Annotated in this window: 27 protein-coding genes; 13 read left to right on the plus strand and 14 right to left on the minus strand. The window is 62.1% G+C overall.

Features of this window, described 5'->3' with window-relative positions; all coding sequences use genetic code 11:
• Nucleotides 1-21: 21 nt before the first annotated feature.
• Nucleotides 22-609: a YceI family protein gene (locus GC125_RS05780; RefSeq protein ID WP_151984504.1), complete on the plus strand. Its 588-nt coding sequence runs from the start codon at nt 22-24 to the stop codon at nt 607-609.
• An 83-nt stretch (nt 610-692) separates the two neighbouring features.
• Here GC125_RS05780 and rpoH read toward each other — a convergent pair whose 3' ends face one another.
• Complete coding sequence (gene rpoH / locus GC125_RS05785) at nt 693-1,598, minus strand: RNA polymerase sigma factor RpoH (RefSeq protein ID WP_151984506.1); 906 nt, start codon at nt 1,596-1,598, stop codon at nt 693-695.
• A gap of 202 nt (nt 1,599-1,800) precedes the next feature.
• Nucleotides 1,801-2,838, minus strand: a complete 1,038-nt coding sequence (locus GC125_RS05790) for an RluA family pseudouridine synthase (RefSeq protein ID WP_151984508.1) — start codon at nt 2,836-2,838, stop codon at nt 1,801-1,803.
• A gap of 42 nt (nt 2,839-2,880) precedes the next feature.
• Here GC125_RS05790 and GC125_RS05795 point away from each other — a divergent pair, with 42 nt between their 5' ends.
• The gene (locus GC125_RS05795; RefSeq protein ID WP_151984510.1) at nt 2,881-3,273 is read left to right on the plus strand and encodes a hypothetical protein; all 393 of its coding nucleotides are present in this window, start codon (nt 2,881-2,883) and stop codon (nt 3,271-3,273) included.
• 8 nt (nt 3,274-3,281) lie between these two features.
• Entirely contained in the window at nt 3,282-4,112 is an 831-nt protein-coding gene (locus GC125_RS05800) for a TrmH family RNA methyltransferase (protein ID WP_151987603.1), read from the plus strand.
• A gap of 23 nt (nt 4,113-4,135) precedes the next feature.
• Here the strand turns inward: GC125_RS05800 and GC125_RS05805 are convergent, their stop codons facing one another.
• On the minus strand, nt 4,136-5,332 hold the full coding sequence (locus GC125_RS05805) for a coiled-coil domain-containing protein (RefSeq protein ID WP_151984512.1): 1,197 nt from the start codon (nt 5,330-5,332) through the stop codon (nt 4,136-4,138).
• A gap of 249 nt (nt 5,333-5,581) precedes the next feature.
• A complete protein-coding gene (locus tag GC125_RS05810; protein ID WP_502706087.1) occupies nt 5,582-6,166 on the minus strand; it encodes a DUF1134 domain-containing protein in 585 nt (194 codons plus the stop codon).
• 205 nt (nt 6,167-6,371) lie between these two features.
• Here GC125_RS05810 and chpT point away from each other — a divergent pair, with 205 nt between their 5' ends.
• Together chpT and GC125_RS05820 are read left to right on the plus strand one after the other, a co-directional pair.
• Nucleotides 6,372-7,013 carry a histidine phosphotransferase ChpT gene (chpT, locus tag GC125_RS05815; RefSeq protein ID WP_151984516.1) on the plus strand — a complete coding sequence of 214 codons (642 nt, stop codon included), beginning with the start codon at nt 6,372-6,374 and terminating at the stop codon, nt 7,011-7,013.
• Nucleotides 7,014-7,156: 143 nt separating this feature from the next.
• Nucleotides 7,157-7,522, plus strand: a complete 366-nt coding sequence (locus GC125_RS05820) for a response regulator (protein WP_151984518.1) — start codon at nt 7,157-7,159, stop codon at nt 7,520-7,522.
• 64 nt (nt 7,523-7,586) lie between these two features.
• On the opposite strand, the gene ctrA is transcribed toward GC125_RS05820, so the two are convergent.
• Complete coding sequence (gene ctrA / locus GC125_RS05825) at nt 7,587-8,288, minus strand: response regulator transcription factor CtrA (RefSeq protein ID WP_151984520.1); 702 nt, start codon at nt 8,286-8,288, stop codon at nt 7,587-7,589.
• A 474-nt stretch (nt 8,289-8,762) separates the two neighbouring features.
• On the opposite strand from ctrA, the gene GC125_RS05830 reads away from it, so the two are divergent.
• Nucleotides 8,763-9,119, plus strand: coding sequence for a flagellar export protein FliJ (locus tag GC125_RS05830; protein ID WP_151984522.1), 357 nt, complete (start codon nt 8,763-8,765; stop codon nt 9,117-9,119).
• Between the two features lie 97 nt (nt 9,120-9,216).
• Here the strand turns inward: GC125_RS05830 and GC125_RS05835 are convergent, their stop codons facing one another.
• Complete coding sequence (locus tag GC125_RS05835) at nt 9,217-9,813, minus strand: hypothetical protein (protein WP_199864467.1); 597 nt, start codon at nt 9,811-9,813, stop codon at nt 9,217-9,219.
• A gap of 196 nt (nt 9,814-10,009) precedes the next feature.
• A complete protein-coding gene (gene sciP, locus GC125_RS05840) occupies nt 10,010-10,285 on the minus strand; it encodes a CtrA inhibitor SciP (RefSeq protein ID WP_126011690.1) in 276 nt (91 codons plus the stop codon).
• Nucleotides 10,286-10,540: 255 nt separating this feature from the next.
• Here sciP and mnmA point away from each other — a divergent pair, with 255 nt between their 5' ends.
• Complete coding sequence (gene mnmA / locus GC125_RS05845; protein ID WP_151984526.1) at nt 10,541-11,725, plus strand: tRNA 2-thiouridine(34) synthase MnmA; 1,185 nt, start codon at nt 10,541-10,543, stop codon at nt 11,723-11,725.
• 151 nt (nt 11,726-11,876) lie between these two features.
• Here mnmA and GC125_RS05850 read toward each other — a convergent pair whose 3' ends face one another.
• Nucleotides 11,877-12,575, minus strand: coding sequence for a L,D-transpeptidase (locus GC125_RS05850; RefSeq protein ID WP_151984528.1), 699 nt, complete (start codon nt 12,573-12,575; stop codon nt 11,877-11,879).
• A gap of 103 nt (nt 12,576-12,678) precedes the next feature.
• Nucleotides 12,679-13,449 (minus strand): L,D-transpeptidase, encoded by a 771-nt coding sequence (locus GC125_RS05855; protein WP_151984530.1) that lies wholly within the window; start codon nt 13,447-13,449, stop codon nt 12,679-12,681.
• A gap of 178 nt (nt 13,450-13,627) precedes the next feature.
• Here GC125_RS05855 and GC125_RS05860 point away from each other — a divergent pair, with 178 nt between their 5' ends.
• Nucleotides 13,628-14,269: a DNA-3-methyladenine glycosylase I gene (locus GC125_RS05860; RefSeq protein ID WP_151984532.1), complete on the plus strand. Its 642-nt coding sequence runs from the start codon at nt 13,628-13,630 to the stop codon at nt 14,267-14,269.
• Nucleotides 14,270-14,332: 63 nt separating this feature from the next.
• On the opposite strand, the gene GC125_RS05865 is transcribed toward GC125_RS05860, so the two are convergent.
• Nucleotides 14,333-14,818: a hypothetical protein gene (locus GC125_RS05865; protein ID WP_151984534.1), complete on the minus strand. Its 486-nt coding sequence runs from the start codon at nt 14,816-14,818 to the stop codon at nt 14,333-14,335.
• A gap of 84 nt (nt 14,819-14,902) precedes the next feature.
• Nucleotides 14,903-15,226, minus strand: coding sequence for an ArsR/SmtB family transcription factor (locus tag GC125_RS05870; RefSeq protein ID WP_151984536.1), 324 nt, complete (start codon nt 15,224-15,226; stop codon nt 14,903-14,905).
• A 75-nt stretch (nt 15,227-15,301) separates the two neighbouring features.
• On the opposite strand from GC125_RS05870, the gene GC125_RS05875 reads away from it, so the two are divergent.
• The 4 genes from GC125_RS05875 (at nt 15,302) to hisG (ending at nt 19,233) form a co-directional block, all read left to right on the plus strand.
• Nucleotides 15,302-15,760, plus strand: coding sequence for an SRPBCC family protein (locus GC125_RS05875; RefSeq protein ID WP_151984538.1), 459 nt, complete (start codon nt 15,302-15,304; stop codon nt 15,758-15,760).
• Between the two features lie 104 nt (nt 15,761-15,864).
• Entirely contained in the window at nt 15,865-17,403 is a 1,539-nt protein-coding gene (gene hisS, locus GC125_RS05880; protein WP_151984540.1) for a histidine--tRNA ligase, read from the plus strand.
• A 7-nt stretch (nt 17,404-17,410) separates the two neighbouring features.
• On the plus strand, nt 17,411-18,547 hold the full coding sequence (locus GC125_RS05885; protein ID WP_151984542.1) for an ATP phosphoribosyltransferase regulatory subunit: 1,137 nt from the start codon (nt 17,411-17,413) through the stop codon (nt 18,545-18,547).
• Nucleotides 18,544-19,233 (plus strand): ATP phosphoribosyltransferase, encoded by a 690-nt coding sequence (hisG, locus tag GC125_RS05890; RefSeq protein WP_151984544.1) that lies wholly within the window; start codon nt 18,544-18,546, stop codon nt 19,231-19,233. Before GC125_RS05885 ends, hisG begins: the two co-directional genes overlap by 4 nt.
• A 192-nt stretch (nt 19,234-19,425) precedes the next feature.
• Here hisG and GC125_RS05895 read toward each other — a convergent pair whose 3' ends face one another.
• From GC125_RS05895 to GC125_RS05905, 3 genes are all read right to left on the minus strand, one after another.
• Entirely contained in the window at nt 19,426-19,812 is a 387-nt protein-coding gene (locus GC125_RS05895) for a DoxX family protein (RefSeq protein ID WP_151984546.1), read from the minus strand.
• A gap of 209 nt (nt 19,813-20,021) precedes the next feature.
• Complete coding sequence (fumC, locus tag GC125_RS05900) at nt 20,022-21,413, minus strand: class II fumarate hydratase (protein WP_151984548.1); 1,392 nt, start codon at nt 21,411-21,413, stop codon at nt 20,022-20,024.
• A 95-nt stretch (nt 21,414-21,508) separates the two neighbouring features.
• Entirely contained in the window at nt 21,509-22,285 is a 777-nt protein-coding gene (locus GC125_RS05905; RefSeq protein ID WP_151984550.1) for a sulfite exporter TauE/SafE family protein, read from the minus strand.
• Nucleotides 22,286-22,530: 245 nt separating this feature from the next.
• Between GC125_RS05905 and GC125_RS05910 the strand changes: the two genes are divergently transcribed.
• On the plus strand, nt 22,531-23,238 hold the full coding sequence (locus GC125_RS05910; protein ID WP_151984552.1) for a glutathione binding-like protein: 708 nt from the start codon (nt 22,531-22,533) through the stop codon (nt 23,236-23,238).
• The last annotated feature ends 14 nt before the right edge of the window (nt 23,239-23,252 follow it).

A 23,252-nucleotide genomic window follows, 5' to 3' on the forward strand; every position in this document is an offset into this window, starting at 1 on the left:
CGAGCTCTGGAGGACACTGCCATGCGTGCGTGGGTAATCGGAGCATTCGCCGCAGTCGGCGCTTCACTATGCAGCCCGGCGGCGGTCTCGCCGGCATTCTCTGTAACCTTGGAGGAGGCGGCGGGCAGCTATCTCGTGGCCGATAATTCGCACATCCGGTTCTCGGTCGGCCAGGTTGGCGGAGGCCAGATCGCCGGGGAGTTCGCGACATTCACGGGAACGCTGCAACTGAACGCGGACGATCCATCCCGCTCGGTCGTGGTCTTCGATCTATATCCGGAGAGCGTGTCGACCGGTCAGCAGCGCATCGACGATTTTCTGCGCTCTGCGGCGGTGTTCGATACCGCAAACTATGATGTGGTCAGTTTCCGCTCGATAGACGTCAAGCTCACCGGGCCCGACACGGCGATTGTCCACGGCATCGTCACGGCACGCGGTAAGACCGCAGAGGCTGATTTCGACGTGGCGCTCACGGGCGAGGGGCCGGGATCTCTGCAGTTCAAGGTGACAGGCGACATCATGCGGTCGCCCTTCGGCATGGAAGTCGGAACGCCGATCTATTCGAACGTCGTTCGCTTCGACATGCAATTGGAAACGATGCGCCGCTGACCGGCGCATCGTTTTGAAGCGTTTCCAGGTGAAGTGTCTGCCGGTTCACCGTTCGGGAACGCGACAAATGACTCCAAGGAGGTTTATGCGTCTTCGACGACCCGGAGAGCCTTGGCACGCTCGGCGGCTGTCTTCTTGACCGCATCCTGCACCTTTTCGAAGGCACGGACTTCGATCTGGCGCACGCGCTCGCGGCTGATGTCGAACTCGCCGGAGAGGTCTTCCAGCGTGATCGGGTTTTCCGAGAGCCTGCGGGCTTCGAAAATGCGGCGTTCACGGTCGTTCAGCACGTTGAGCGCGCCGGCGAGCATGGAGCGACGGTCGTCGAGCTCGTCCTGCTCGATCAGCATGTCTTCCTGGCTTTCGCTGTCGTCGACGAGCCAATCCTGCCACTGGCCGGATTCGCCTTCCGTTGCGCGGATCGGCGCGTTGAGCGAGGCATCGCCCGAAAGACGGCGGTTCATCGAAACGACTTCGTCCTCGGAGACGTTCAGCGTCGTCGCGATATGCGAAACCTGGTCAGGCCGCAGATCGCCTTCCTCCAGCGCCTGCATCTTGCCCTTCAGCTTGCGCAGGTTGAAGAAAAGCCGCTTCTGGTTGGCGGTCGTGCCCATTTTCACGAGCGACCACGAACGAAGAATATACTCTTGAATGGACGCCTTGATCCACCACATGGCGTATGTCGCCAGGCGAAAGCCACGCTCCGGGTCGAATTTCTTGACGGCCTGCATGAGGCCGACATTGCCCTCGGAAACGACTTCGCCGATCGGCAGGCCATAGCCGCGATAGCCCATCGCGATTTTCGCGACGAGGCGAAGGTGGCTGGTTACCAGCCGGTGGGCAGCTTCGCGGTCGCCGTGCTCCTGATACCGCTTGCCGAGCATGTACTCTTCCTGCGGCTGCAGCATCGGAAATTTACGGATTTCTTCAAGATAGCGGTTGAGACCGCCTTCGCCAGAAGAAATGGATGGCAATGTACTGCGGGCCATATCAGCACCCTTTCCAAAAAGGTTGTTGGCCCCCACATAAGCGTTTGGCGGGCCAATCATGTCATGTCGTCTGTCGACCGACATGCTTTGAGTTTAGAGATAATTACGGCCGAAACGCGGATCAAGCGGTGTTACCGCGAACGCAAACGCGTGAACGCTCCGTCAATGGTTACGAGAGTAACCGACGATCGCGGTCTTTGTTTCAGCTTGCTCGCGGAATTTGCCGAAAGGCGTCGATCAACCCGGCGAGGTCCGCGGGCAGGGGCGCTTCGAAACGCAAATCCTCACCCGTGACTGGGTGCTCGAACGCCAAAAGGAACGCGTGCAACGCCTGTCGCGGAAACCCGTCGACCATGGCTTTAAGGTCGGCGGGCAACCGGTTCGACTTCGTCCGCATCGCAGCGCCGTAATCCTGGTCGCCGATGAGCGGATGTCCGATATGGGTCATGTGGACGCGGATCTGGTGGGTGCGCCCTGTTTCCAGGCGGCACTCGACCAGACTCGCCAAGGCCGTTGCATCATTGGCAGCGCCGAAGCGATCGGTGACACGGAAATGCGTGATCGCCTCCTGCGCGTCGCCGCTCAGATCCTTGCGCACGGCACGGCGCACGCGGTCGTTGCTGCGCCCAAGCGGCGCATCGATCGTGCCCGACATGCGGTCCGGCTGTCCCCACACGAGCGCCACATAAGCGCGTTCGAGGCTGCCGGTGCGGCCATGGTCTGCGAACTGCGCGGCCAGACCCTTGTGGGCGGCGTCGTTCTTGGCGACCACCATCACGCCGGTGGTGTCCTTGTCGAGCCGATGCACGATGCCCGGTCGGCGCACGCCGCCGATGCCCGAAAGGCTGTCACCGCAATGATGGATCAGCGCGTTGACCAGCGTTCCGGTCCAGTTGCCGGCCGCTGGGTGAACCACGAGCCCTGAAGGCTTCATGATGACGATGAGGTCGTCGTCTTCGTAAAGGATGTCGAGTGCGATCGCCTCGCCCTGCGGCTCGGGATCTTCCGGCGGCGGGATATCGACAACGACGGTGTCGCCGGGTCTGATCTTCTTGTGCGGATCGGTGGCAGGCTGGCCGTTCAGCGTCACGGCACCTTCCTTGATCAGCGCCTTTAGGCGGCTGCGCGAAAGTTCGTCTCCGAACTCGGCGGCAAGCCACACATCCAGCCGGCCGCTGGCCTCTTCGCCCGCCGTCAGCACTTTCTTATCGGATGTCGCTTCGTTAAAGGGTTCGGCCATGACACTGATTGAAGGGCGGCTTGGCCGCGTGAAGGGTTGACGATGTCGAAGATGGAAACGCCGCCGGAGCTCGAAGAACAGCCGCTCGATCCGGAGGTTGAAAAGGTTCGGCGCAAGATGGTGCGCCTCCTTGCCGTGTCCATCGGCATCATGTTCATCGGCGTTATGGCCGTGCTGGTCGCCATTGTCTATCGGATTTCCGAAACCGACGAGGCGGAGGTGGCGATGCCGTCGTCCGGAGACACCACTTTTGCCGCCGAAGGCGCCGTTGCGACGGCGGAAGCGACCCTGCCGGAAGGCTTTGCGGTTTCGAACGTCTCCCTCGATGGAAGCCGTATTCTCTTCTTCGGAACCAGCGGGGAGGGCGCGTCCATGGCTTATGTATTCGACATCGTCGAGGATCGCATCGTGGCAGAGATTTCGATCGGTCAATGAGCGCGTCGATCGGCCGGCGCCTGATCCGCATCGAGGACGCAGACGACCCGCGCGTCGCTCCGTTCCGCAATATCCGCGAACGGGATCTGGTCGGCCGCGAGAAGCGCTTCGTGGCGGAGGGCACTGTGGTGCTCAATGTGCTGGCCGATGTCCATGGCAAGCCGGGCCGACCATCCGCCGAAATGCTGCTCGTTCTGGAAAATCGGCTCGCCGGTATAGCGGACCTGCTCGCGCGGTTTCCCGACGACGTGCCGCTGATGGTCGTTCCGCGCGCCGTGATGGACGAGATCACGGGATTTCCCATGCATCGCGGCGTCCTGGCACTTGGGCGCGTGCCCGAGCCGGTCGCAAGCGCGTCAGTTCTGGCAGCAATGCCGCAAAGCGCGTTGGCGCTGGTCGCGGTCGGCATCTCGAACCACGACAACATGGGCGCGCTGTTTCGTAATGCCGCCGCCTTCGGTGCGGACGCCCTTCTTCTGGACGGGCAAAGCTGCGACCCGCTTTACCGCAAGGCGATCCGCGTTTCGGTCGGGCATGCGCTGCGCGTGCCCTATGCGCGCGAAGAGACGGCCGAGGATTTGTTGGAAAAACTGGCCGCGGAGGATTTCACGATCCTCACCTTGTCTCCCCGTGGGGAAGCGACGATCGAGGCCGTCGTGCCGACGCAGCGCATGGCGGTCGTCGTCGGCACAGAGGGCGAGGGATTGCCGGCTGCGCTCTTGAGCCGGACGTCGAGCGTTCGAATTCGCCAGGCGCCGGGCGTCGACAGCCTCAATCTGGCGACTGCAGCCGCGCTCGCACTTCACGATCTGGCGCTGAAGATGGGGCGGCTCGGCTAGCCGACCGGGAAGCCGTTCGAGGATTATTCGTGAAGCTGGGCCGCAGCCCGGGTCGCAAGGCTCTGGCGTGCAGCGTCGAAATTCCCGCCCTGTTCGGCTTCCACATTGCCAAGGATCGCATAGATCGGAGAGGACGCGCCTTCACGGGCAGCCGTCAGGCTGATCATGCTGGCCGCGATTTCCTTGATCTCGCTTCTGAGTTCCTGGTCGCCATCGGTATCGTTTGCGGCCACGAGCCGGTCGACGAGAGCTGTATGGCGTGCACGCAGGCGTTCGACACGTTGGCTAATGGCGATCTTGGAAGCCTGCGCGGTGTCTTCGCCGGAGGCGTCAGTCGCCTGTCCGTTGATCTGCATAGGCAGGCCCTTCGAGTGATCGGTGCCGTTTGGCGTCACGCGGTTTTCCTCATTGAGCTTCTGGCCGGCTTTTTCGAGTGCACGCAGATCGGCCGCTGCAGTCTTGAGACGGTCGCGCAGGCGGGCGATCTCGGCAGTGCGTCGCTCGATCGTGCTTTCCTGATCGACGATCTTCGCCAGATTCTCCGTGACGCGAGCCTCGAGCGCAGCGCTGCGAGCTTCTTCGCGCTCCAGGCGAAACTGCAGATCTTTGCTGCGGCTTTCAGCAGCATTTGCGGTATCACGCAGGCGCCGACGTTCTTCTCCAGCCATATCGAGCGAAGATCTAAGGCTCTCTACCTCGGTTTCGCGCGTGGCGAGGTCGATGCGCATGGCTTCGAGGTCGCTCGAGAGGCGTCTTGTGCTGCCGTTGAGGGTGCGGCGTTCCTCGTCACGTTGCGAAAGCCGCTCTTCGGTTTCAGAAAGAGCAAGCCGCAGCGCATCGGCGCGTTCGCGCTCCTGGCGGTTCGAAGACCGCAGGTCGGCTGCGTCGATGCTCAAGGCATTGATCTGCTGGCTGAGTTCGGAAATTTCGCCACGCATGGTGCCAGCTTTGCCCGCCAGCTCGTCCGCCCGTTTAGCTTCGCTCACGCGGCGGTCGCGTTCGTTGCGCAGTGAAACCGACATGCGGCTGTTTTCGAGGGCGAATGCGGCGCGCTCCATATCCCGCGCGGCCTTAAGCTCACGCCCGCTGATAGGCACCGTCGCATAGACGCGTTTTTCGGTGTAGCGCACGACTCGGCCAAAGACGGCCGGCGCCAGGACGAGGCCGAGCAGAAGGGCCGACAAGAAGCCCAATGCAAAGAGCAATACGAACTCGACCATGGTTGCGTCAGACCAATTTCAGGGTGTCCCTACCCGAAACTGGTCTATCGCAAAACGGTTTCAAAAGAAATCACCGAGAAAGGTGAGGGTCGGTTTAGGTTAATGCCCGAACCGCAGAGCAAGTAATTGTTACCGCGCTGTTTTCAATACAAAAAACTCGGGTGAGATCCAACTTGCGGCAGGCCTTTGGTCGGCTCGCGTCGTCCTGCCATAAAGCGTGCGATGGTAAGCATGAGGTAAACGCCCAGCTCAGAACGGGTTCCAGGTTGGTGACGAGGTCAGTTTCAGGTAGCCGATATTGAGCCCGAGACGAGCGCCGACGCCGGTGCGGATCGGAACCAGAAGAACCTGGTCGCGGCGCATGACCTGCATGCCGACGCCCGCGACGACGAAAGCCGAGCCGCCGACACCCGCGAAGCGGCCATAGACGCCGTTGACGCTCGGCAGATCGTAGACGAGCATCATCGTGCGTGCGCCCTGGCCACCGTAGTCGAGGCCGAGCGACGGGCCCTGCCAGAAGAGATTGTGGCTACCGGCATTTTTTGTGTGCAACTGCCCTTCGCCGTAGGTAAGGCCGCCGATGAAGGCGCCGCCGGCTTCTTCGCCGAGCACGTAGCCGTTGGGCAAGCCATAGGATTGGAACGCCTGTTCGACGACTTTTGCCAGGCCACCAGACGTCGAGCCGAAGAAACCGTGACCGGCGTCCACGATCTCCTGCATGCTGTATTCACCTGAATCTTGCGGCTGCTGCTGTGCGCTGGCAGGCAAAGCAAATGCTAACGCGCCGGCGATCATCGCGATGGCGAACAGAACCCGGCGGGCGACGAGAAGCATCCTCGACATCAAACTCTCCTTCGATGGACCCGGAAAGGGACGAAGCAGCATTTTCGTCGCGTCAGATTAAGAAACGGTTTACCTAAAATCGGATCAAAGAAGATGGTAACGAGGAGCGGCGGTGCGCGTCACCTTGGCACCAGCTTCGCGCACTAGTTTTCGGCCGCGTCCCGATCCGATCGTCGCCACGTCGCATGGAGAAGATATGTCCAGAAATCCGAATCTCACACTTGCCGGGCCGGATCTCGCCGCGCTTCTCTGCAGCCGCGTGTGCCACGATATCATTTCGCCGGTGGGAGCGATCAACAACGGCCTGGAGCTGCTCGACGAGGGCGGTGCCGATGTCGAGGCGATGGATCTCATCCGTCAGAGCGCGCTCAACGCGTCGGTCCGCTTGAAATTCGCCCGCCTGGCCTTCGGCGCATCCGGCTCAGTCGGTGCCTCGATCGATACGGGCGAGGCGCAAAAGGCGACAGAAGACTATGTCGGAGCCGATGCCAAGACCACGGTCACATGGAATGGCCCGCGCGCGATCATCCCCAAGAACAAGGTCAAGCTGCTTCTGAACCTGTTCCTCGTTGCCTACGGCGCGATCCCGCGGGGAGGCAATATCGACATTCATCTGGAAGATCTCGAAACGACACCGCGTTTTCGTCTGATCTCGAAGGGCCGCATGGTCCGCGTGCCGCCAAAGTTCCTGGAGATTCATTCCGGCGAACTGGACGAGCCTGTCGATGCCCATTCGATCCAGCCCTATTACACCGTTCTCCTCGCCGATGAGGCGGGCATGCGAATCAGTGCGTCGTCCGATGGCGAAGCCGTCACGTTCGTCGCCGAACCGGTCTGATTTCGGCCGGTTGCTCGCGCCGCTTCGGCAAGCAACCGTTAAGCCTGTACGTTGAGAGAATATTCGCAAGAGCGCGCTAAGGTACGATCCATCAAGAACGGCTGGGCAGTCTAGGCCCAAAGCCGACAGAAAGGGATCGTGCCATGCAGCGTCTCATGATCGTCGATGATTCGTCCGTCATCCGGAAAGTCGCCAAGCGCATTCTTTCCGGCCTCGATTTTCTGGTGTCCGAAGCTGACACAGGTGATCAGGCCCTGATGCACTGTCAGGCGCAATTGCCCCACATTCTGATCGTCGATGCGACGATGCCCGATGCGCTGGAGATCATCGCAGCGGTGCGCCAACTTCCCGGCGGCGCGGCCGTGCGGATCTATTACTGCTTGGTCGAGGCCGATCTGAAGTCGATGATGCAGGGCAAGCGCGCGGGCGCCGACGACTTCCTGATCAAGCCTTTCGATCGCCGCATCCTCACGTCCGTTTTCGGACACCTGAGCAAGACGCTGGCCTGAGTTTCGGCTGCTTGACGCAGAAAAGCCGCCCGAAGGCGGCTTCAAAGCATTGAGACGGCGAAAATCAGGCGATTTCGCGGACTTCCGCTTCATCCGGTTCGCGCAGCACGTAGCCGCGGCCCCAGACGGTCTCGATATAGTTCTTGCCGCCGGCAGCAGTCGCGAGCTTCTTGCGCAGCTTGCAGATGAAGACATCGATGATCTTCAGTTCCGGCTCGTCCATCCCACCATAGAGGTGATTGAGGAACATTTCCTTGGTGAGCGTCGTGCCTTTGCGGAGCGAAAGCAGCTCCAGCATCTGGTATTCCTTGCCCGTCAGGTGCACCCGCTGGGTCGCAACTTCGACAGTCTTGGCGTCGAGGTTGACGATCAGGTCGCCTGTCGTGATGACCGACTGCGCATGACCCTTGGAGCGACGCACGATCGCATGGATGCGGGCAACAAGTTCGTCCTTGTGGAACGGCTTGGTCATGTAGTCGTCGGCGCCGAAGCCGAGACCGCGAACCTTGTCCTCGATGCCGGCCATACCCGAAAGGATCAGGATCGGCGTCTTGATCTTGGACAGACGCAGGGTGCGCAGCACCTCGTATCCGGACATGTCGGGCAGATTCAGGTCGAGCAGGATGATGTCGTAATCATACAGCTTTCCGAGGTCGACGCCCTCTTCCCCGAGATCGGTCGTATAAACGTTGAAGCTCTCGGACTTCAGCATCAGTTCGATACTCTGCGCTGTCGCGCTGTCGTCCTCGATGAGTAGAACCCGCATATTTATCCCCTTTTCCGCCGCCCCGCAGCCATGGCCAAGCCGAGACGGAACGGATCCAGTCGTTGCCTGTGTCCAAGATTGCCAGCGAATGGTTAACAAATTCTGATTCAGTCTGGCAACCGGTTTCCTGCCTGTTAGAATTCGGCATCAGAGCGCTGAATTCTAATAGGAAATATTCCCGCGACCGCTCACCATTCATGTGAGCGAATTGCGCTAAGTGACTCTACCGACTCAGTCATTGGGAAAGCGGCTTCATTCGCTCCCGCCATTTACCGAGCCTTAAATGGTCGTCCTTATGATTAACGATGCCCGTAAACGAAACGTTACCGAGGTCAGGTTTTTGTTAAGATTTCGGAGATTTCTTTCAGCCGCGGGCGATGTGGCATCGGGGGCGGTGGGGAATTCCCGCACCGGCGCACTTTCGGCCGGTGGCGCCATTGGCGCAGAGGCCTCGTGTTCGGAGAGTATTGCGTCATGAAATCACGTGAGAGTCTTGTTCGTTTGAAGGCATTTCAACTGAACGAGAAACGTCGCCAGCTGGCCCAGATCGGAACCATGATGGGTGAACTGGAGCGCATGTGCGCGGAATTGGAGCAGCAGATCGTCGCCGAAGAGAAGAAAGCGGGGATTTCCGACACCAACCACTTCGCCTATCCGACCTTCGCCAAGGCTGCGCGCAAGCGTGCGGACAATCTTTTGGGATCGCTTCGCGAATTGAAGGTCCAGAAGGATGCCGCGGAACTGGCCGTCGAAGAGGCCGATGCAGATTATGCCAAGGCAGCTGCGCTGGAAGAGCGCGATGCGGGGCAGCGTCTCGGCCGGGCCGGGTAACGGATAGACCGTTCGGCGATAGGATCGCCGGGCTCCAATAGGAAAAGGCGCCCCAAGCAGGGGCGCCCATTGTCGTGTCGAGCAGGTGATGTGTCGATCAGTTGCCCGGCGCAAAGCCGGCTGCAGGTCCACCACGACGCTCGGCGCGCTCGCGCTCGGCCGGACCTTCAGGCGCCCAAGCGCGCTCGCGTCCGAATTCCGACGGCTCGTACTTCACCTTCGAAATTGCACCGCCGAAATTGACATGCAGTTCGGCCATCTCGTCGTTGGCGCCGCGAGCCATGATTTCGTAGTGGCGCTTCTTGCGATCGACTAGGGCGACGAACTCGTAGCCCGCATCTTCGATCGACTGACGCACTTGGCTCTCGCTGGCATAATTGCCGACGAAATTGGCGCGGCGCTCGAACTCGATCTCGACTTCTTCGACATTGCCGTAGCGGTCGAGCTCGATCTTGGCGCGGTTGCCCTGAGCGTCCTGCGTATAGGCCTCGAACTCGTCGTCGTCAGACTCGATATAGGCAACCGGCTGCAGATTGTAACGCTCTGCGGCTTCGTTCATCTGCTGGGTGATCTGGTCGCGATCGCCGGTGAACCAGCCATTCTGAGCGAGTGCCGGGGTTGCAGCGGCGATGCTCGCACCGAGGGTGAGGGCGGTGCCAATGGCGATCAGGTTGCGTGTTTTTGAAACAGTCATGTCCATCTCCTTGGTTTCATCTTGTCGATGATCGGGAGATAGCAAAGCAACGCTGAATCGACGGCGAACGGTGCGGTTCAGGCTTCGTTCAAGGAGAGCGGGCAGATTTGGCCGTAAGCGCCATGGCACTCACCGTCCCATTGCCCGTTCCTCCAACGAGACGACCGAGCATGGAACGGATGAAGGCGACGCCGAACTAGTGGCGATATTGCTGGATGCGAGTCGTGCGCAAGCCTGCAAGGCCATGGTCGTTGATGGAGGCTTGCCAGGAAAGGAATTCCTCGACCGTCAAGGTATAGCGCTCGCACGCTTCCTCGAGGCTGAGCAAGCCGCCGCGTACGGCAGCGACGACTTCAGCCTTGCGCCGTATCACCCACCGCCGCGTATTGGCGGGTGGAAGATCGGCAACCGTCAGCGGCGACCCATCGGGGCCGATGACATACTTGACGCGGGGCCGTACCATATCGGTCATTCGGACTCTCTACACACACACGTGACCTGAAATTCAAATCTAGACTGCGACGTTTAAAAATTGCCTAAGCGAAACGAAACAATTCGTTAGGAATTGTAAACGAATGGCGACCTTGGTGATTCGTGGCCTCGGTCTCTTGCTTGTTTCGGGCCGGTTTTGTGCCTATAGGACCGCTGAAGGCCTGCCTGCGCGCATTTTCAGGCGGCCCGCATTGATCGGCGCCTTGAACGCCCTTGAACGCGAAAGATTTTGGAAATGAACAGCCTCGACCTTCCAAAGGCGCCCGCCGACACGCGGGTCGTCGTCGCCATGTCCGGTGGCGTGGATTCCTCCGTCGTAGCCGGCCTTCTCAAGCGGGAAGGCTACGACGTCATCGGCATCACGCTGCAACTTTACGACCATGGCGCCGCGGTGAAGCGGGCCGGCTCCTGTTGCGCCGGCCAGGACATCGCCGATGCCCGCCGTGTCGCCGACCGGCTCGGCATTCCCTATTACGTGCTCGACTACGAAAAGCGCTTCCGCGACGCAGTGATCAATCCGTTCATGGAAAGCTACGTTGCGGGCGAGACGCCGATCCCGTGCGTAGCCTGCAACCAGACCGTCAAGTTCGCCGACCTTCTGGAAACCGCGCGCGACCTCGGTGCCGATGCGCTCGCGACCGGGCATTACATCCGCTCGCGCCAGAATGGCGCGCATCGCGCGCTGCACCGTCCTGTCGACGCCGAGCGAGACCAGAGCTACTTCCTGTTCGCGACCACGCAGGAGCAGGTCGATTATCTGCGGTTTCCTCTGGGCGGACTGTCCAAGCAGGAAACCCGCGCCCTCGCGGCGGAGATGGGTCTCGAAATCGCGGCCAAGCCGGACAGCCAGGACATCTGTTTCGTGCCGCAGGGCAAGTACACCGACGTGATCGCGAAACTGCGGCCGAACGCAGCGCTTGCCGGCGACATCGTCCATGTGGACGGCCGAGTGCTCGGCAGCCATGACGGGATCATCAACTATACGATCGGTCAGCGTCGGGGCCTGGGCGTGGCGACGGGCGAACCGCTCTTCGTCGTCCATCTCGATGCCCGCGCGCGCCGGGTCGTCGTGGGTCCGCGCGAAGCGCTGGAAACGCGCCGCCTCATCCTGCGCAACGTCAATTGGCTCCGCGATAACGCGCTTGCCGATATTCCGGCGGAAGGCCTCGAGTGTTTCGCCAAGGTGCGCTCCACACGCCCGCCGGCGCCTGCGCGTCTGACGCTGGAAGACGGGATCGCCGTGGTGGAATTGCTCGACGGTGAAACCGGTGTCGCTCCCGGACAGGCCTGCGTGCTTTATTCGGCAACGGGCAATGACGCACGCGTCTATGGCGGCGGCTTCATCGAGCGCAGCGAACGCTCTCCTGCCGCGGAAGCCATGCTGAAGGCGCTGGTGCCAAGCGAGCAGGCGCTCGCCTGACGTAAAAACGGGTGGCAGCTTGCGCCGCCACCCACTCCGTCGATCCATGGAATTTATCACGCAGTCTCTGGTTGACCCCGATGACCTGCAGCCAGTGCGGCATCGCGTATTGCCGGGACACGCCCGACCATCGCCGACGAAGCGGGTAGGTTCAGCCGCCGAAGAAGCCGAAAGCGCTGCGCGTGCTGGTCTGCGGGGTGCCGAGGTCAGAATAGAGGTTTCCGGCACCGGTTGCCGTCACGATGACCTTCGAGCCGACGCCGGCTCTGGCGTAGAGATCCGTGACGTCTTCGTTCATCATGCGGATGCAGCCGGATGACATGTTCTGGCCGATCGTCCAGGGCTGGTTGGTGCCGTGGATGCGGTAGATCGTGTCCTGGCCGCCGCGGTAGAGATACATGGCGCGTGCGCCGAGCGGATTGTTCGGGCCACCTTCCATATAGGCCGGCAGGATGTTGCCCTTGGCGCGTTCGCGTTCGCGCATGGCAGCAGGAGGCGTCCAACCCGGCCACTCGGCCTTGCGGCCGATGCTGACTGTGCCGGACCAGCCGAAGCCGTCCTTGCCGACGCCGACGCCGTAGCGCGTCGCAATGCCGTTCCCTTCGACGAAGTAGAGATATTTGGACGACGTATCGACGATGATCGTGCCAGGCCGCTCGCTGGTCTGAAATGCCACCTGGGCACGCTGGAATTCGGGCGCGGGCATGTTCGGCTGGCTGGCGCGCGCCTGGTAGGGCTGCGGTTCCGGCACGGCATGCGGGCTTTGCACGAACGCGCCGGCCGGCGCCGCGAGGGTCATGCCGATCGCCAATGCGGCGACCGATTGGGCAAGCTTCAAGGTGAATGACATTGGCGGTTTCCCCAGCCTCTCGAGCAGTCTCTGCGCTTGAAACGCGCTATCGGCGTTCAAGTTGCATATCGATCGAATATACCGCGTGATGGTTTACAGAGGCCTACAGAACGACCACGCGCGTGCCCACCGAAACGCGCTCGTAGAGTTCCATGACGTCTTCGTTTCGCATGCGGATGCAGCCGGACGAAACCGCCTGGCCGATTGTGTAAGGCTGGTTCGTCCCATGGATGCGGTAGAGCGTCGAGCCGAGATAGAGCGCGCGCGCGCCGAGCGGGTTTTCCGGGCCGCCCGGCATGTGCGCGGGCAGGATGCGGCCCTTGGCGCGTTCGCGGGCGATCATCTGCGCCGGCGGCGTCCAGCCCGGCCATTCCGCCTTGCGCGTCACGTTCTCGCTGCCGCGCCAGGAAAAGCCTTCCTTGCCGACACCCACACCGTAGCGACGTGCCTGGCCGCCAGCTTCCACATGGTAGAGGAAGCGCTTGCTCGTATCGATGACGATGGTGCCGGGCGCGTGGCCTCCCGTGTAGGCAACCGTCTGCGGAAGGAATTGTGGATCGAGCGTGCCGACCGGGGCCTGCACGGCCTGTCCTGCTGCCGACGCCTGCTGGACCTGCGGCTGCGCGCGGAAACGGCGCGGCTCGGAGCGTTCGCGCGGGACCTGGACGGCTGCCGCATCGGGTAGGCGGCGGCGCTGGAACAGGCCACGCTCCGTATGGACGGGGCCCGAGCGATGCAGTTGCATGACCCATGGGGCGGAAAGGTCAGGGGAGATCACGACGGGCGGACGCGTCGCATAGCGGTCCTGCGCGTGAGCGGGGAGGCAGGCGGCAGCGCTTGCAAGCAGCGCGAACAGGCAGACGGTCGTCTTCATCGGTGATATCTCCAGCCGGAGGAAAATGCCTAAAGCTGGGACGATCCTGGCACCCCCGTGATGATCAATGGTAAATCGGGTGGCGTTCGGGCGAGCTTTGCTCGATCCATCGCGCAAGACGGTTAGCGCCGGGTTGAGCATTGCGGTTAGCGGCGTGTTAAAGCTGAGAGGATAGCGGATGGAGACGGTGCGAGACGGATTGCTCGAGGGCGAGGATGGCCGGCCACGCTGCTTCTGGCATGGCAATCTTCCCGACTACACCCATTACCATGACACCGAATGGGGCAGGCCGGTCGCCAACGATCAGCGTCTCTTCGAGAAGATCTGCCTGGAAGGTTTCCAGTCGGGCCTGTCCTGGCTGACGATCCTGCGCAAGCGCGACAATTTCCGGAATGCCTTTGCCGTTTTCGATTTCGAAAAGGTCGCCCGGTTCGATGACGAGGACATTGCGCGTCTCTTAAGCGATGCCGGCATCGTGCGCCACCGCGGCAAGATCGTCTCGACCATCAACAACGCCGCCCGCGCGATCGAAATGCGCGACGAGTTCGGATCGCTCGCGGCCTATTTCTGGGCGCACGAACCCGATGCGGCGAGCCGCCCGGTACGGCTCGACCATGCGACGCTGATCGCCAATCCGACGACGGAAACCTCCAAACGCCTGTCCAAGGATCTGAAAAAGCGTGGCTGGACCTTTGTCGGCCCGACCACCGTCTATGCCTTCATGCAGGCCATGGGCCTCGTCAACGACCACATCGAAGGCTGCTGCATGCGCGACGACGTGGAGCGCGAACGGGCGGCGTTCACCCGTCCGACGACATGACCGTCTAGAGCGTTCCGGGTGAGGTGATACCGGTTCACCGTCTGGAAACGCGACAGGTCGGCTCTAAGCCGGCAGCATAGGATAGCGCTGCAACGACCGGTAGCCGGCGAAGAGGAAGAACACCAGCAACAGACCTTGCGCCAACGCGAAAGGTTGTTCGGTGCCTGTCGGCGCCAGCGCGTTCAAGGCCGGCACCTTCTGGAAGGCCTGGACCACCAGCACGAATGTGTTGAGGTAGAGCGCGAACAGCGCCGAGACGATGTAGGCCTCGCGCCAGTGCCCCGCCGCATGCTTCCAGTAACGGGCGACGATCGCCACCACGAGAACCACGGTGGATGCGATGCCGACCCCGACGGCCGGGGTGATCGTGGCGATCGGAAACAGGAAGCCGGTGATCACGGTTGCGGCGGTCGTGATCAGGAACACCTCGGTCCAGTGCTCGCGGCGCCGTGCGGTCAGCCAGCCATGCAACACGACGAAGCCGGCGACGATGCCGACCAGGCTCAGAACCACATGAAAGAGTGTGAAGGGAGTCATTCCGAAAAGCATGGAGTTTACTCCTGTTCGATGACTGACCCGATCATACGCCTTCCGGTGATAGTTGAGAAGCTGCTTAAACGCGGCCGCCCGCGCTCATGCTTCCAGCGTCGATTTCAGCCGTGCCAGCCGCTCGACCGCGCTTGCTGCATGCGGACCGATCCAGCGGTCGTGGATGTGCTTGATCGGCAGCGGATTGAGGTGGTTCCACCGCTCCCGGCCTCGGCGTTCAACGATGATGAGCTCGGCCGCCTCCAGCACCTTCAGGTGCTGCATCACCGTGCAGCGGTCGAGCTTCGGCAGAAGCTCCGAAAGCGTACCTGTCGTCTTCGGGTCGTCCTTCAACATGTCGCAGATCTGGCGGCGAACCGGGGCGGCCAGAGCCTTGAAAACGAGGTCGGATTTCGATTCGCTTGACATGTTATGTTTTTATAACACAATGGATCAATCGACAAGCGGATCGCAAAGCGGATCCCAAGACCGATGGAGAATAGGATGGATCTCAAATTCAAGGTGTCCGGCCGCATAGCGCGCCCGATTCACGACGTGTTCGAAGCCGTCGCCAACCCCGACAAGCTGTCGGGCTACTTCACGACGGGTGGCGCCAAGGGGCGGCTAGAGGCCGGCGCGACGGTAACGTGGGATTTCGCGGATTTTCCCGGCGCGTTCCCGGTGAAGGTGGAGGAAGTGGACGCGCCTCGACGCATCGTGCTGCGGTGGGAGGCAGCCGATAAGGACGAGGCTGGCCGATCCTATGACACGACGGTGACGATGACATTTGCACCGCTCAATGGCGACCGCACGCTCGTGACCATTTCCGAGGAAGGCTGGCTCGAGACAGCGGAGGGGTTGAAGAACTCCTACGGCAATTGCGGCGGCTGGATGCAGATGCTGTGCGCGCTGAAGGCCTATGTCGAACACGGCATCAATCTGCGCGAAGGGATGTTCAAGTAGCGCCGCCATGCGGGCGGCCCGAACTTGCGACAACCATTCCGATCCTTTAGGAACCGCGACTGAAAAGTTCAGTCATTAGTGACGCATTCGTCGCCAGGTTCCCCATGTCCGATAAGAAGAAAAAGCCGCAGAAGCTGAAGGCCCGCCTGCCGCGCGGGTTCGGCGACCGTTCTCCCGCCGACATCCGCGCGACCGACGAGATGGTGGCGAAGATCAAGGCCGTCTACGAGCGCTACGGCTTCGATCCGGTCGAAACGCCGATGTTCGAATACACCGACGCACTCGGCAAGTTCCTGCCCGACAGCGACCGGCCGAACGAGGGCGTGTTCTCGCTGACCGACGACGACGAGCAGTGGATGAGCCTGCGCTACGACCTGACCGCGCCGCTCGCCCGCCACGTGGCCGAGAACTTCAACGACATCCAGTTGCCATACCGCACCTACCGCGCCGGCTGGGTGTTCCGCAACGAAAAGCCCGGCCCCGGCCGTTTCCGCCAGTTCATGCAGTTCGACGCCGACACGGTGGGCGCTCCGGGCGTCCAGGCCGACGCCGAAATGTGCATGATGATGGCCGACGTGATGGAAGCGCTCGGCATTGCGCGCGGCGATTACGTGATCCGCGTCAACAACCGAAAGGTGCTGGACGGCGTGTTGGAAGCCATCGGTCTCGGCGGCGACGACAACGCCGAGAAAAGGCTGACGGTGCTGCGCGCGATAGACAAGCTGGACAAGTTCGGTGTCGGTGGCGTGCAGCAATTGCTGGGCGCAGGCCGCAAGGACGAGAGCGGCGATTTCACCAAAGGTGCGGGGCTCGATGAGGAGCAGCAGCAGCGTTTGGTCGACTTCATAGTTGCGGCTCAGCACGGCGGAACCGAAACATTTTTCGCAGACCTCGAGGCGACCAAGATTGCTTCAAGTTCTCGGGGCCTCGAAGGCCTGGAGGAACTTAAGGATATGAGCACTCTGTTTTACAGTGCTCAGTACGGCGGGGACCGCATCCGCATCGATCCCTCCTGCGTACGCGGCCTCGAATACTACACCGGCCCCGTCTTCGAAGCTGAACTCCTCGCCGAAATTCCCAACGAAAAGGGTGAGATCGTGCGTTTCGGCTCGGTTGGCGGCGGTGGTCGCTATGATGGGCTCGTGTCGCGCTTCATGGGCCAGCCGGTTCCGGCCACGGGCTTCTCCATCGGCGTGTCGCGCCTGATGACGGCGCTGAAAAACCTCGGCAAGCTCGGCCAGGACCAGGTCGCCGCGCCCGTGCTGGTCACCGTCATGGACCGCGACATCGAGGCGCTCGGCCGTTATCAGCGTTTCACCCAGGAATTGCGCAATGCCGGCATCCGGGCCGAGATGTTTCAGGGCAACCCGAAGAATTTCGGCAACCAGCTGAAATACGCCGACCGCCGCGATTGTCCGATCGCGATCATTCAAGGCGGCGACGAGCGGGAGCAGGGCGTCGTCCAGATCAAGGACCTGATCGAAGGCAAGCGTGCCTCGCAAGGCATCGAGGACAATGCCGCGTGGCGCGAAGCCCGCGTCGCGCAGGTGACCGTGCCCGAAAGCGAACTCGTCGCCAAAGTGCGCGAAATGCTCGCCGCGCAGGATGAAGACCGGGCCAAAGACCGGATGGGCGTCGCATGAGGGTTTCATGCCGCTTCTGAACCTGCCGGATTTTACCGATGCGCTGCTCAAGGATCTGGCCGGGCGTCGCACCGAACTGGTGACGATCCCGGTGATCCAGCCGGCTGCGCCCTTTCTCGACATGGCGGGCGAGGATCTGCGGCGGCGCATCTTCACGACCGAAAGCGAGACGGGCGAAGCGCTGTGCCTGCGGCCTGAATTCACGATCCCCGTCTGCATGGGCCATATCGAGGGCAATGCCGGGACGCCAAAGCGCTATGCCTATCTCGGCGAGGTCTTCCGGCAGCGCCGCGAAGGCCCGAACGAATTCTACCAGGCGGGCATCGAGGATCTTGGCGATCACGACGTGGCCGCCGCCGACGCGCGCGCCGTGTCTGACGCGCTGGAGGTCCTGCGCGCGCTTCTTGCGAGAGATCCGGGTCTCGCGGTGACGATCGGCGACCAGACTGTGTTTGAGGCCGTTCTTGCCGCACTTGGTCTGCCCGAGGGCTGGAAGCGGCGCCTGGTGCGCGCATTCGGCGATCGAGCGGCCCTCGACGCGATGCTTTCCTCTCTATCCCGCGGAGAGGTCGGCAATGGATCGAGCGAGGCAAGCCGCCTCGTCGAAGCCAATGATCGGGCAGGGCTCGTTGCCCATATCGCCGACCTCATGGACGCGACGGGATACTCCTCCAATGCGAGCCGCACGCCGGAAGAAATCGCCGACAGGCTTCTGGAGAAGCACGAGCTGTCGGAAGCGCGCCTGGAGACCCATGCCTTTTCCGTACTCATGGAATTTCTCGCGCTCGATGTGGAGCTTGCCGAAGCGCCGGCTGCCCTCGCTGGCTTTGCCGATGCCGCGGGCCTCGATCTCAGCGCGGCGCTCTCGCGCTTCGACCACCGCGTGGCGGCGATCCGCAACCGCAGCGGCGATGTCTCGGCAATGCGCTATCGCGCCGCCTTTGGCCGGCCGCTGGATTATTATACGGGCCTCGTCTTCGAAATCGGCACAGCGGGCCAGGTGCTCGCTGGCGGCGGGCGCTATGACCGCATGCTGACGCTTCTTGGCGCGGCGAAGCCCATTCCGGCCGTGGGCTTCTCGCTTTGGCTCGATCGGATCACTGCGGTGCGCCAGGCCGACGGCAAAGCCGGGGGTACGGCATGACGATCACGCTTGCGTTGCCCTCCAAGGGCCGGATGAAAGACGATGCCCTTGCGGCCTGCGCCAAGGCTGGCCTTGCCATCGAGATGGTGGGCAACGAGCGCTCTTATCGCGGCCGGGTCGTCGGCGATGACAGCATCGATGTCGCCTTTCTTTCCGCATCCGAGATCGCGCGCGAGCTGGGCAATGGCGGTGTCGATCTCGGCATCACCGGTGAAGATCTCGTGCGCGAAACGATCCCCGATGTCGCGCGACGCGTCGCGATCGGGCCACGTCTCGGCTTCGGCCATGCGGATGTCATCGTTGCGGTGCCGGACATCTGGCTCGACGTGCAGACGATGGCCGATCTCGGCGACGTCGCCGCCGATTTCCGCCAGCGCCACAACCGAAGGCTGGCGATCGCCACGAAATACTGGCGCCTGACGCGCGATTTCTTTTCCGCCAAGCACGGCATCCAATTGTATCGGATCGTCGAAAGCCTGGGCGCTACCGAAGGGGCGCCGGCAGCCGGATCGGCCGACATCATCGTGGACATCACGTCGACGGGTTCGACGCTGAAGGCCAACCATCTGAAGGTGCTGGAAGACGGCGTCATCCTGCGCTCCGAAGCCTGCCTCGTGCGCGCTCTGACCACCGACGTCACCCGTCGCGAAGCCGCCGAGGCTCTCGCCCGGCGCTTCGAACACTGACACCGTTCCAGCCTTGATCCCATAGAAAAGGCCGCTCTCCCGGGAGGGGGAGGCGGCCTTTTGGTGTGCCGGTCTGTCGGGGAAACGACCGGCAGGAGGAGGACGGCCGGAGATCGGGGGAGGATGGCTGCCGTCCTGGAAATCAATACGCGGCAGTGTCGGGGCGGATCACTGAACCGCCCCGAAAAAAAATCAGCGGCGACGGCCGTCGATCGACAAGGTGCCGGGGCCGGTCGCAGCAAGCAGCAGGAAGCCGCCGGCAAGGCCGAGGTTCTTGAGGAACTGCGTCATCTGGTTCTGGTCGGCGAAATCGAAGTGAGCGACGATGGCTGAGGCGATGCAGAACGCTGCGAGAGCATAGGCGGCGTTCCGGGTCTGGAAGCCGACCAGGACGGCGAGGCCGCCGAGAAGTTCAACGGCGATCGTAGCCCAGGCGAAGAAGAGCGGGGCCGGAAAACCGAGCGAACCGAGATAGCCGGCGAAATTGGCCGGGCCGCCAGCAAGCTTGCCGAAGCCGCCGACGATGAAGAGGAGCGCGAGGAAAATGCGCGCGACGAGAATGAGTGTGCTGTTGGGCATGGGAGGTCCTTGAGGTGCGGTTCTGCTCCCAATGACAGAAGTTCAGACTATAACATAGCTGAACGAACAACGACAGATCGTATCTCTCGAGTGAACAATGACTGTCGTGCCGAGCCGTTTCCAAACGAAGCGCAGACCGGCTCGCCGATCGGCAACGAGTCCAGCCAAACTCAGAGCGATTGAGCGAAGCGGATCAAAGCGGGATTATTCTAGCCGGGATGCACCATGTCGGCCGGCTTGACCAGCCGGTCATAGTCTTCGGCAGTGACCTTGCCGCTTTTGATCGCTTCGTCCTTGAGCGTCGTTCCGTTCTTGTGCGCGGCTTTCGCGATTGCGGCTGCGGCGTCATAGCCCACGGTCGGGGCCAGCGCCGTGACAAGCATGAGCGAACGCCCGACGAGATCGGCGATGTGATCCCGGTTGGCGGTGATGCCGGTAACGCAATTGTCGGCGAAGGAGCGCATGGCATCGGTCAGAAGTCGGATCGAGCGCAGCACGTTGAAGGCAATTACAGGTTTGAACACGTTGAGTTCGAAATGGCCCTGGCTTGCGGCAAACCCGACGGCCGCGTTGTTGCCGTGAATCTCCACCGCCACCATGGTCAGCGCTTCGGCCTGCGTGGGGTTGACCTTGCCAGGCATGATCGACGATCCCGGCTCGTTTTCCGGCAACGAGAGCTCCCCAAGCCCGGACCGCGGGCCGGATCCGAGGAAACGGATATCGTTGGCGATCTTGAAAAGGTCGCCTGCAAGCGCCGCCAGCGCGCCGTGGAAATGGGAAAGCGCCCCATGGGAAGCGAGTGCCTCGAATTTATTCGGCGCGGTGCGGAAAGGAAGGCCGGTCAATTTCTCGACCTCGGCGGCAAAGCGCGTGTCGAACCCCTCCGGCGCATTGAGGCCGGTGCCGACGGCGGTGCCGCCTTGCGCCAGAAGCATCACGTCACCCAGCGAGGTTTCGATCTGGTGGCGGGCACGCACAAGTGCCGCGTGGTAGCCTGAAAATTCCTGCCCGAGCGTCAGGGGCGTTGCATCCTGCGTATGGGTGCGGCCGATTTTCACGATATCGTCGAATTCGGCGGCCTTGGCGCCTATGGCCCCTGCCAGGTGGTCGAGTGCCGGAATAAGTGCCTTGCGTGTCTCCACGGCGACCGCGATGTGCATGGCGGTCGGGAACGTGTCGTTCGACGACTGGCTCATATTGACGTGGTCGTTGGGATGAACCGGCGTTTTCGAGCCGAGCGTGCCGCCGAGCAGTTCGATCGCCCGGTTCGAGATCACCTCATTGGCGTTCATGTTGGATTGCGTGCCGGAGCCTGTCTGCCACACCACGAGGGGAAACTCGTCGTCCAGCTTGCCCTGCGCCACTTCGGCGGCGGCGCGCACGATGGTCTTGCCGATCGCCGGATCGAGCCGGCCGAGTGCCATGTTCGTTTCGGCCGCTGCCTGCTTGACGGTGCCCAGCGCGTGGACGAGAGGAGCGGGCATCCGCTCCCCCCCGATCTTGAAATTTGCCAGCGAGCGTTCGGTCTGGGCGCCCCAATAGCGGTCAGCGGCAACGTCGATCGGTCCGAATGTATCGGTTTCCTTGCGGGTGGCGGTCATGCCGTCTCCTTCTCGCTCTGCGCGGGCGTGCTCCTGTTCGCAGATGGGTGTGCGCGAGGCGCTTGGCAACCTGAGGTGCGCGCCTCGATCGGGTTTCAGCCGGCAAAGACCTGCTGGATCGTCTGCGTGATCGCTAGGGTGCAGATCACGGTCCCGACTGCCCGCAGCAGGATCTTCTCCGGAACATGGCGGACCATCCAGCCGGCGAGAGGCGCAGCCACCAGGCCGCCGACGATGAGGCCGGCGATGGAGGTCGCGTGGCTGGAAAGATCGCCGGCATCCTCCCAGTGGCCGGTGAGAAGTGCGATGAGGAAGGCCAACGAAACCGAGAGCGTGATCAGGAATTCGCTCGCATTCACCGTTCCAATCACATAGCGCGGCGCACCGCCGGCTCCCAGAAGTCCGGTCGTTACGATCGGACCCCAGCCACCGCCGCCGGAGGCATCGAGAAAGCCACCCGCAAGGCCAAGCGGCGCCACCAGCTTGCCGCTGACCGGCTTGTTCGGAAGCTTGCGGAAAGACCGGGCGAAGATCCAGATCCCGAGTGCGGCAAGATAGGTGGTGATGAATGGCTTGATCGCCGAGCCGTCGATGGACGTCAGCACATAGGCACCCGTCACGCCGCCGATGATGCCGAACGGGGCGAGCCGGGCGAAAAGTTTCCAGTCGATATTGCGGTGATAGAGGTGCCCGCTGCCCGAAGCGGCCGTGGTGAAGAGTTCTGCAGCGTGCACCGATGCGGACACCTGTGCCGGCGGCAGGCCGACGCCGAGCAGCACCGTGGATGAGATGACGCCATAGGCCATGCCAAGTGCGCCATCGACGGCCTGGGCGAAGAAACCGACGAGCGCGAAAGTGAAAAAGTCGAGCACCTGGTATCTCCAGCCTTGGGTTGCCGGACATTACGGCTGACGACGGCTTCCCGGAAGCATCAACCGTTTCGTCGTCACCGCCTTGCGGCGAACAGCTTTGCGCCGAGGACGCTTCCGGCGCAATCAGGGCGAACAGAATGCCGTGCACAGTGCGTTCTCGTCTTCCGGGCTGGCAAAGGCGCGTCGTCAAAACCACCTATCGTTTGGCAGATACGTCGATACACAGAGCAAGGAGCTTTTCCCGAATGCCGCAACTTTCCGATTTTCCGATCACCGCGCGGTGGCCGGCGCAGAATCCTGATGCGATCCAGCTTTATTCTTTTGCCACGCCGAACGGCGTCAAGGTCTCGATTGCGCTGGAGGAACTGGGGCTCCCTTACGAGGCCCATCTCGTCCACATCGGCAAGGATGATCAAAAGACCGACGCGTTCCTGTCGCTCAATCCGAACGGACGCATCCCCGCAATCATCGATCCGCATGGCCCCGGCGATGCCCCGATCGGGCTCTTCGAATCCGGCGCCATCCTTCAGTATCTCGCTGAAAAGACCGGCAAACTCCTTCCGCAGGACCCCGCGCGGCGCATCGAAACGCTGCAATGGGTTTATTTCCAGATGGGCGGCGTCGGGCCGATGTTCGGCCAGTTCGGTCATTTCTACAAATTCGCCGCCGACAAGGTGACAAACAATTCCTATCCGGAAGAGCGTTACCGTAACGAAACGCGCCGGTTGCTGGGTGTGCTGGAAACACGGTTGGCCTCCCGCACCTATGTCATGGATGATGACTACACGATCGCCGACATCGCCCTCTTTCCGTGGGTGCGCACCCTCGAGCTCTTCTACGGGGCGAAGGACCATCTGAAGCTTGAAGAATTTCCGGCAGTTCTGGCGTGGCTCGACCGCTGCATGAGCCGCCCTGCGAGCGAGAAGGGCTTCAAGATACCGGCTGCCGACTGACATTCCCGCACATC

Origin of the sequence: Rhizobium sp. EC-SD404 (assembly GCF_902498825.1) — a bacterium.
Taxonomy (GTDB): Bacteria; Pseudomonadota; Alphaproteobacteria; order Rhizobiales; family Rhizobiaceae; genus Georhizobium.

Coding starts and splice junctions, on each gene's coding strand:
- GC125_RS05795 (WP_151984510.1), top strand. CDS start 2,881: ATGTCGAAGATGGAAACGCCGCCGGAGCTCGAAGAACAGCCGCTCGAT.
- GC125_RS05830 (WP_151984522.1), top strand. CDS start 8,763: ATGAAATCACGTGAGAGTCTTGTTCGTTTGAAGGCATTTCAACTGAAC.
- sciP (WP_126011690.1), bottom strand. CDS start 10,285: ATGACCGATATGGTACGGCCCCGCGTCAAGTATGTCATCGGCCCCGAT.
- GC125_RS05895 (WP_151984546.1), bottom strand. CDS start 19,812: ATGCCCAACAGCACACTCATTCTCGTCGCGCGCATTTTCCTCGCGCTC.
- GC125_RS05870 (WP_151984536.1), bottom strand. CDS start 15,226: ATGTCAAGCGAATCGAAATCCGACCTCGTTTTCAAGGCTCTGGCCGCC.
- GC125_RS05780 (WP_151984504.1), top strand. CDS start 22: ATGCGTGCGTGGGTAATCGGAGCATTCGCCGCAGTCGGCGCTTCACTA.
- GC125_RS05790 (WP_151984508.1), bottom strand. CDS start 2,838: ATGGCCGAACCCTTTAACGAAGCGACATCCGATAAGAAAGTGCTGACG.
- GC125_RS05860 (WP_151984532.1), top strand. CDS start 13,628: ATGGAGACGGTGCGAGACGGATTGCTCGAGGGCGAGGATGGCCGGCCA.
- GC125_RS05835 (WP_199864467.1), bottom strand. CDS start 9,813: ATGACTGTTTCAAAAACACGCAACCTGATCGCCATTGGCACCGCCCTC.
- GC125_RS05810 (WP_502706087.1), bottom strand. CDS start 6,166: ATGCTTCTCGTCGCCCGCCGGGTTCTGTTCGCCATCGCGATGATCGCC.
- GC125_RS05865 (WP_151984534.1), bottom strand. CDS start 14,818: ATGCTTTTCGGAATGACTCCCTTCACACTCTTTCATGTGGTTCTGAGC.
- GC125_RS05885 (WP_151984542.1), top strand. CDS start 17,411: ATGCCGCTTCTGAACCTGCCGGATTTTACCGATGCGCTGCTCAAGGAT.
- mnmA (WP_151984526.1), top strand. CDS start 10,541: ATGAACAGCCTCGACCTTCCAAAGGCGCCCGCCGACACGCGGGTCGTC.
- rpoH (WP_151984506.1), bottom strand. CDS start 1,598: ATGGCCCGCAGTACATTGCCATCCATTTCTTCTGGCGAAGGCGGTCTC.
- hisG (WP_151984544.1), top strand. CDS start 18,544: ATGACGATCACGCTTGCGTTGCCCTCCAAGGGCCGGATGAAAGACGAT.
- GC125_RS05910 (WP_151984552.1), top strand. CDS start 22,531: ATGCCGCAACTTTCCGATTTTCCGATCACCGCGCGGTGGCCGGCGCAG.
- GC125_RS05820 (WP_151984518.1), top strand. CDS start 7,157: ATGCAGCGTCTCATGATCGTCGATGATTCGTCCGTCATCCGGAAAGTC.
- hisS (WP_151984540.1), top strand. CDS start 15,865: ATGTCCGATAAGAAGAAAAAGCCGCAGAAGCTGAAGGCCCGCCTGCCG.
- chpT (WP_151984516.1), top strand. CDS start 6,372: ATGTCCAGAAATCCGAATCTCACACTTGCCGGGCCGGATCTCGCCGCG.
- GC125_RS05805 (WP_151984512.1), bottom strand. CDS start 5,332: ATGGTCGAGTTCGTATTGCTCTTTGCATTGGGCTTCTTGTCGGCCCTT.
- ctrA (WP_151984520.1), bottom strand. CDS start 8,288: ATGCGGGTTCTACTCATCGAGGACGACAGCGCGACAGCGCAGAGTATC.
- GC125_RS05850 (WP_151984528.1), bottom strand. CDS start 12,575: ATGTCATTCACCTTGAAGCTTGCCCAATCGGTCGCCGCATTGGCGATC.
- GC125_RS05855 (WP_151984530.1), bottom strand. CDS start 13,449: ATGAAGACGACCGTCTGCCTGTTCGCGCTGCTTGCAAGCGCTGCCGCC.
- GC125_RS05875 (WP_151984538.1), top strand. CDS start 15,302: ATGGATCTCAAATTCAAGGTGTCCGGCCGCATAGCGCGCCCGATTCAC.
- fumC (WP_151984548.1), bottom strand. CDS start 21,413: ATGACCGCCACCCGCAAGGAAACCGATACATTCGGACCGATCGACGTT.